5 protein-coding genes and 1 pseudogene are annotated in these 5,550 nt (G+C 71.0%); 2 read left to right on the forward strand and 4 right to left on the reverse strand.

Annotated features, from left to right (window positions below; genetic code table 11):
- Nucleotides 1-398: 398 nt before the first annotated feature.
- Nucleotides 399-1,715: an IS110 family RNA-guided transposase gene (locus QSK03_RS32700; RefSeq protein WP_285660002.1), complete on the reverse strand. Its 1,317-nt coding sequence runs from the start codon at nucleotides 1,713-1,715 to the stop codon at nucleotides 399-401.
- Nucleotides 1,716-1,965: 250 nt separating this feature from the next.
- Here QSK03_RS32700 and QSK03_RS32705 point away from each other — a divergent pair.
- Nucleotides 1,966-2,800: pseudogene (locus QSK03_RS32705) on the forward strand (IS5 family transposase).
- 28 nt (nucleotides 2,801-2,828) lie between these two features.
- Here the strand turns inward: QSK03_RS32705 and QSK03_RS32710 are convergent.
- The 3 genes from QSK03_RS32710 to QSK03_RS32720 all read right to left on the reverse strand — a co-directional run bounded on the left by QSK03_RS32710 (nucleotide 2,829) and on the right by QSK03_RS32720 (nucleotide 4,648).
- A complete protein-coding gene (locus QSK03_RS32710) occupies nucleotides 2,829-3,341 on the reverse strand; it encodes an alpha/beta hydrolase (RefSeq protein ID WP_285660003.1) in 513 nt (170 codons plus the stop codon).
- Nucleotides 3,342-3,524: 183 nt separating this feature from the next.
- Complete coding sequence (locus QSK03_RS32715; RefSeq protein ID WP_352232089.1) at nucleotides 3,525-4,085, reverse strand: TIGR03086 family metal-binding protein; 561 nt, start codon at nucleotides 4,083-4,085, stop codon at nucleotides 3,525-3,527.
- A gap of 17 nt (nucleotides 4,086-4,102) precedes the next feature.
- The gene (locus QSK03_RS32720; RefSeq protein ID WP_285660004.1) at nucleotides 4,103-4,648 is read right to left on the reverse strand and encodes a TetR/AcrR family transcriptional regulator; all 546 of its coding nucleotides are present in this window, start codon (nucleotides 4,646-4,648) and stop codon (nucleotides 4,103-4,105) included.
- 438 nt (nucleotides 4,649-5,086) lie between these two features.
- Here QSK03_RS32720 and QSK03_RS33355 point away from each other — a divergent pair.
- On the forward strand, nucleotides 5,087-5,550 hold a 464-nt coding region (locus QSK03_RS33355), incomplete at its 3' end, for a GNAT family protein (protein ID WP_502872250.1).

The following is a 5,550-nucleotide window of genomic DNA, read 5'->3' on the forward strand; positions in this document are numbered from 1 at the left end:
GAGCGAGCGATCGCCGGATACGTCCGCTGGCACAACCGCCACGCCACCCCGAAACGCCGCTTCGCCGCCAACTCCAAGATCCGCAGGCCCGATTACCTACCCAACGTTGCCTGACGCAGCACTAGCGGGTGTCTCGCCGACCTGTTCATCCCTGCATAGCAAGAAACGAGGTCCTGACCCACCAAGCTTGGCAGGCCTCGACAGCGCGTAATCGGGCTTGGTGGAACAGGTCGGGCGAGCTGCTCATGATCAAGGGCGAGGTCCCATGTTCGGGCCTCCCTGGGAGGGTGGAGCTTGCTCACCCAGCGGACCGACCTGCCGGCCGGACCGCGGTCAGAGGAGCCGCGGCGCGACTCGGAGTAGGCCCCTTAGGCCTCGCAGGAGGCGGGGCCGGTGGGTCAGGCGGCGCTGATCACCGTCCCCATGGGCGCGCCGGCGGAGGTGTCCGCCGCAACCACCACGGACTGGGGTCGTCGGCCGGCAGCGACGTCGGGGTCCCAGGGGACGCGACGCACGACCACGGCGTGCAGCCAGCGCAGCAGCGTCGCCGCGCAGGCGGCGCGGGCCTGCATCCCAGCCAGGCGGTTGTGCTCGCGGGTGGTCAGGTGCTGATGACGTGCACGCAGCACCGGGTTGGCGTGTTGGGCGCCCCACGTGGCCCGCCACGCCGCCGTGCGCAGCTCGGGCCGCCCGCGTCCCGAAAGTCGGGAGTGCCCGCGGTGCTCGCCGCTGGAGTCCTCGCGCGGGCAGAGCCCGGCGTGCTTGACCAGCGCCCGCGGCGTGGTGAACCGCGCCGGGTTCCCGGACTCGGCCAGCACCGCCGCCGCCCCGATCACCGAGACACCCGCGATCGAGCCGACCAGCTCGGTGAGCTCGAGCTCATCGAGCACCCCCAGCATCCGCGTCTCGACCTCGGTGCGCCGGGCGCGGACCTCGCGCCAGTCGGCGGTCACGAACCCAGCCCGCTCCAACGTCCCGCGCCGATGAGCGACCAGCCCGACGGCATCATCGGTCGCGGCGAACACGGCCTCCACGATGCGACGGCACCACCGCGTCGTCCCCCATGACGGCAGCTCGCGGCGCACCGCCGCGACAAATCGCGCCTGACCCATCCGCCGCACCCCGGACAGGTCGCCGTCGCCGGCGCGGGCGAGCACCACTGCGATCGCCGCGCACCACGACGAAGACTCCAGCGGGCGCTTCGCCGCTTCCAACGCCGCCGGCCACACGCACTCGAGCAGGTCACGCAGCTGCTGACCGCACGCGGTCGACTCGGTGAGCAGCCGGCGGCGGCGGGCACCGAGCTGGCGCAGCCGCGACCACGTGCCGTCGCTGGTCTCTGGCTCGTAGCAGCGCAGCTGGGTGGTCAACCGCGCAATCAGCATCGCGTCCTTCGGGTCGGACTTGTCCCAGGTCAGGTCCTCGCCCTCCCGGGCCCGCCACACCAGCAGGCTCTGCACGCACACCATGTTCAGGCCGCGCTCGGCGGCCAGGCGCTCGAGGACCTGCCAGCGGTGCCCGGTCGCTTCGCACGCGACGGTCACCGACGTGAACCCCGCCGCCCGGGCCTGCTCGACTGCCCAGTCCAGTACCGGCCCGAGCTGCCACGCGCGGCACACCGCTCGGCGTCGGGCCAGCACCCGCGAGTCGTGATCGGTCAGCGCCGCCGCCTGCTTGCGGTCGGCGAGGTCGATGCCCAGCACCGCGTTCGTCATCGGCACGAGCGCCCGAAGCCGGTCCAGGCGCTTGTTCCGGTTCCGATCACCCCGTGAGAGACCGCTAGCGTTCGGCACGGACGTCCTCCTCGATGCGTGGGAAGCCAATCCCGATCACCGCATCAGGAGGGCGTCCCCCACCCCCGCCCGACGCGCCGTCCCCCAGGACTGGGGCACTTAGACCTGGTCTCAGAACTCATAGTGTGTCGCTCCGAAGCGGAGGTGACCGAGCAAGATCTAATCGTTGGTCATGGCGAAGTCCGAGCAGCAGCGGTTGGTCGATGATCGGTTGTGGGGGCTGCTCGAGCCGCTGATCCCGCCGCGTCCACCGGCCCGCGGGCCGGGTGGGCGGCCACCGATCGCCGACCGGGCCGCGCTGGAGGGCATTTTGTTCGTGCTGAACACCGGCTGCCGCTGGCGTGACCTGCCCGAGCAACTCGGCGTCGGGTCCGGGCACACCGCCTGGCGAAGGCTCCGCGCCTGGCAGGTCGCGGGGGTGTGGGAGCGGCTGCACCAGCGGGTGCTCGACGAACTGTCCGACTCCGAGGTGCTGGACTGGTCGCGGGCGAGCGTCGACGCGGTGTCGGTGCGGGCGAAAAGGGGAGCGAGCTGACCGGCCCGAACCCCACCGACCGGGGCAAGCCCGGCTCGAAGTACCACCTGCTGGTCGACCACCACGGACTGCCGCTGCACGTGCTGCTCTCCGCGGCGAATACCCACGACAGCAAGCTGTTTGAGCCACTGCTCGAGACCAACACCCTGCTGTTCGCGGCCACCGCCACCACCCGGGCCGACCTCGACGGCGACCCGAGAAGCTGCACGCCGACAAGGGTTACGACTACCCCCGCTGTCGCCGCTATCTGCACCGACGCGGGATCAAGGTGCGCATCGCCCGACGCGGCGTCGAGGACAAGTCCAAGCTCGGACGTCACCGCTGGGTCGTCGAGCGCACCGTGTCCTGGCTGCTGCGGTTCAAGCGGCTCGGGCTGCGCTACGACCGCACCGAGACCACTGTCCGACCCCTGCTGCTGCTCGCCGTCTCGATGATCAACCTCCGCCGACTCGTCTCGACCACCCAACTCTGAGACCAGGTCTTGGGCGAGCTCGATGAACTCAGGGGTTCGTGGGCTTGGTGTCGGCGGCGTGGGCGATGGCGTCGGCGACGGGTTCGGGTCGGGCGGTGTAGAGGTTGTGGCCGCCCTCGAGCGGGGTCGGCTCGACGTGTAGTCGTTCACGCGCGACGTGGGTCATCCACTGGGTTCGGAGAGCCCGGTCGCCGGTCGGCAAGAGGTAGGTGGAGGGTCGTGCGGCGGGGTCGATGACAGGCACTTCGCGATAGACGGTGGAGAGGTCGCAGGCGGTGACCGTCGACAGCGCGGCACGCAGGGTGGCCAGGTCGGCGTCGTGGAACAGGAAGTAGGTCGCCAGGACGGGGTCAGTGGTGGGGTCGAGGCCGGCCCACTCTGGGGTGAGCACGGCCAGCGGGTCGGCGGCGACCTCGTCGGCGAAGCTGCGTCCGCCTGCGTGGTCGGCGACCGCGGCCGCGAGCCAGACCTGGTGTGCGGCGTCGAGTCGCTCGGACAGGGCGGGCAGGAGCAACCCGGCGGCGGAATGGGCCGCGACCACGGGGTGCTCGAGGTCGCCGGGCAGGCTCGCGGCGAGGTGTTCGGCGTATGCGGCAGCCGAGGCGGCCGGGACGCGGGGGGGGGTCGACGGCGAGTGCGCGGTGACCTCGCGCGGCGAGCGCGGCCACCAGGGCGTCGAACCCGGCGCTGTTCTGGGTGGTGCCGTGGACCAGGACGACGTCGCTCATGGTGTCCTTCCCAGCGCGGCCAGCAGCTGGTCCCGCACTGGGGCGTGGGCGGGGACGGGAACGGGCGGGGCGTACATGCCGGTCGCGGTCATTTCTTGGCGCGCAGCGAGAACGCCGGGGAGCACGGCCTCGACCACGTCGGGATCGAGCTCGTCGCGGCACTCGAGGGCGCGGGCGAGGTCCCAGCCGTGGATGAGCGGCTCGACAGTGACCATCAGCAGCACCTGCTCGTGGGCGACGGGTCCGCGCGCGGTCTGGATCGTCGAGCTGCAGGCGTCGGCGAGGGATTCGAGGATCTGGGCGTGGGCGGACGCCCACGCCGATGCAGGTCGCTGTCCTACGAGCTCTTCAAGTGCTGCGACCTCGGTGCACGGGCTGGCGGGTTGGTTGCGCATCAGGCCGGCGATCTGGGCGCTCACATCGATCAGGTGACCCAGGACCGCTCTCGCGTTCCAGTCAGGGCACGGCGAGGACCGCGACCAGGCCCGTTCCGCCGCCCCGTCTACGACGGAGTCGACACCGTGGAGAGCGCGGCGCAGCATGGCCTCGGAGTTCATGCTGGCACCGGTGGGGGTCACGGCTGGCTCTCCAGCAACGGGGCCAGAGCCGCCCAGGCACCCGCCGCCAGTGCCGGCGCGGCGTTGGGCATGTCGTACCTGTCGGGTGCGGCCAACCACGCCCGCGCGTACTCCTGGGCCGACCCGATCCACAGCGCGTGCAGCACCGGGAACGACGGTTCACCGGTCCAGCCGTGATCGCGTAGCCAGGCCTTGAGCTGGTCGAAGAACGCCCGGCTGGCCGCGAGGGCGCCCTGTTCGGCTTGCGCCCGGAGCTGATCGGTGCCGGTCCCCAGCAACATCCGCGCCAACTCCCGGTTCCGGCCGATCCATCCCAGATGCGCCTCGACCACTCCGGTCACCCCGTCGAGGGCGGTCGGTGATCGAGCGAGCGCGGTGAGCAGGACGTGCTGGTGGTCGTGTAGGGCCGTCGCGATCACCGCGGCTGCGAGGTCGCCTCGCTGGGGGAAGTGGTGGAACAACGATCCGTTGGACACACCGGCCTCACGACGAACATGGGCCATCGTCGTGGCATCCCAGCCCTGCTCGAGGACACTGGCCACCGCGGCCTGCACCAACGCCGTACGCGCTCCCACAGAGCACCACTCTAGAGTAGTGCTCTAGCTGGTCAACCCCGTTTGCCCGTCTCGCGCGCGGAGGTTCTGAGACCAGGTCTTACTACCGGGAGGGGCGACCCGATCAAGCTCCGGGGCCCTCCAGCGCCGGCCGACGCGCAGCGGCGTCGATGTGGCGCCGGAGGCGCTCTCGGCCCGCCGGCCTTGAGGCCTCAGCGGGCAACCGGGCTGGGCTGCGCGATCGCCGGGTGAGAGCGCGACGATCAGTTGCCGGTCTAGAGCGTGTGGCGGGGTTCAGGCGGGCATAGAGGTCCATGGAGCGACCGGCTGCTGACGCCCACCGCAGTACCTGGGCCGTCTTCGAGGGCCAGGGGCGGTCCTGATGGGCGATGTCGCTGGCCGCGATGCCGATCGCCGCGTCGTTTGATGACTGCGAGCGCACCGTGGCCCAGACAGACGGATGACGTTCACGAACCACAGATCGTCTGGGACTGGCGCCGCGAGACCCGCGTCGGCGTCGACGAGCACGACGCCATCGCGGCGTTGCTCGCCCGGAGCTATGGCTCGACGACGGACGCCTTCACCACTGGGCACAGCTGGGCGGGAGCGCGGCCCGAGGTCCGTGTCCTCGGCCGCCAAGGCAACGATGTGGTGGCCCACGCAGGGCTGATACGCCGTCTCCTGTGGGCGCCTGATCACCACGAGTCGGTGCTCGTCGGCGACGTCGGCCTGGTCGCCGTCGATCCCGAGCGCCAAGGACGACGCCTAGTACTACAGCCTGATTTATGGGTGGCTTGTTGGGCGTGTCGGCTTGGTCGGGACGGTCGGATGAGATCTTGTCTGGCCGGTGGGCGACGATGTCGGTGTGGCCGAGGTCGAGGCGTGGGCTG

Source organism: Actinomycetospora sp. NBRC 106375 (assembly GCF_030269665.1).
GTDB lineage: Bacteria > Actinomycetota > Actinomycetes > Mycobacteriales > Pseudonocardiaceae > Actinomycetospora.

Excerpts from the sequence above, each read along its gene's own strand:
- QSK03_RS32700 (WP_285660002.1), bottom strand. The coding sequence starts at position 1,715 with ATGACGAACGCGGTGCTGGGCATCGACCTCGCCGACCGCAAGCAGGCG.
- QSK03_RS32715 (WP_352232089.1), bottom strand. The coding sequence starts at position 4,085 with ATGAACTCCGAGGCCATGCTGCGCCGCGCTCTCCACGGTGTCGACTCC.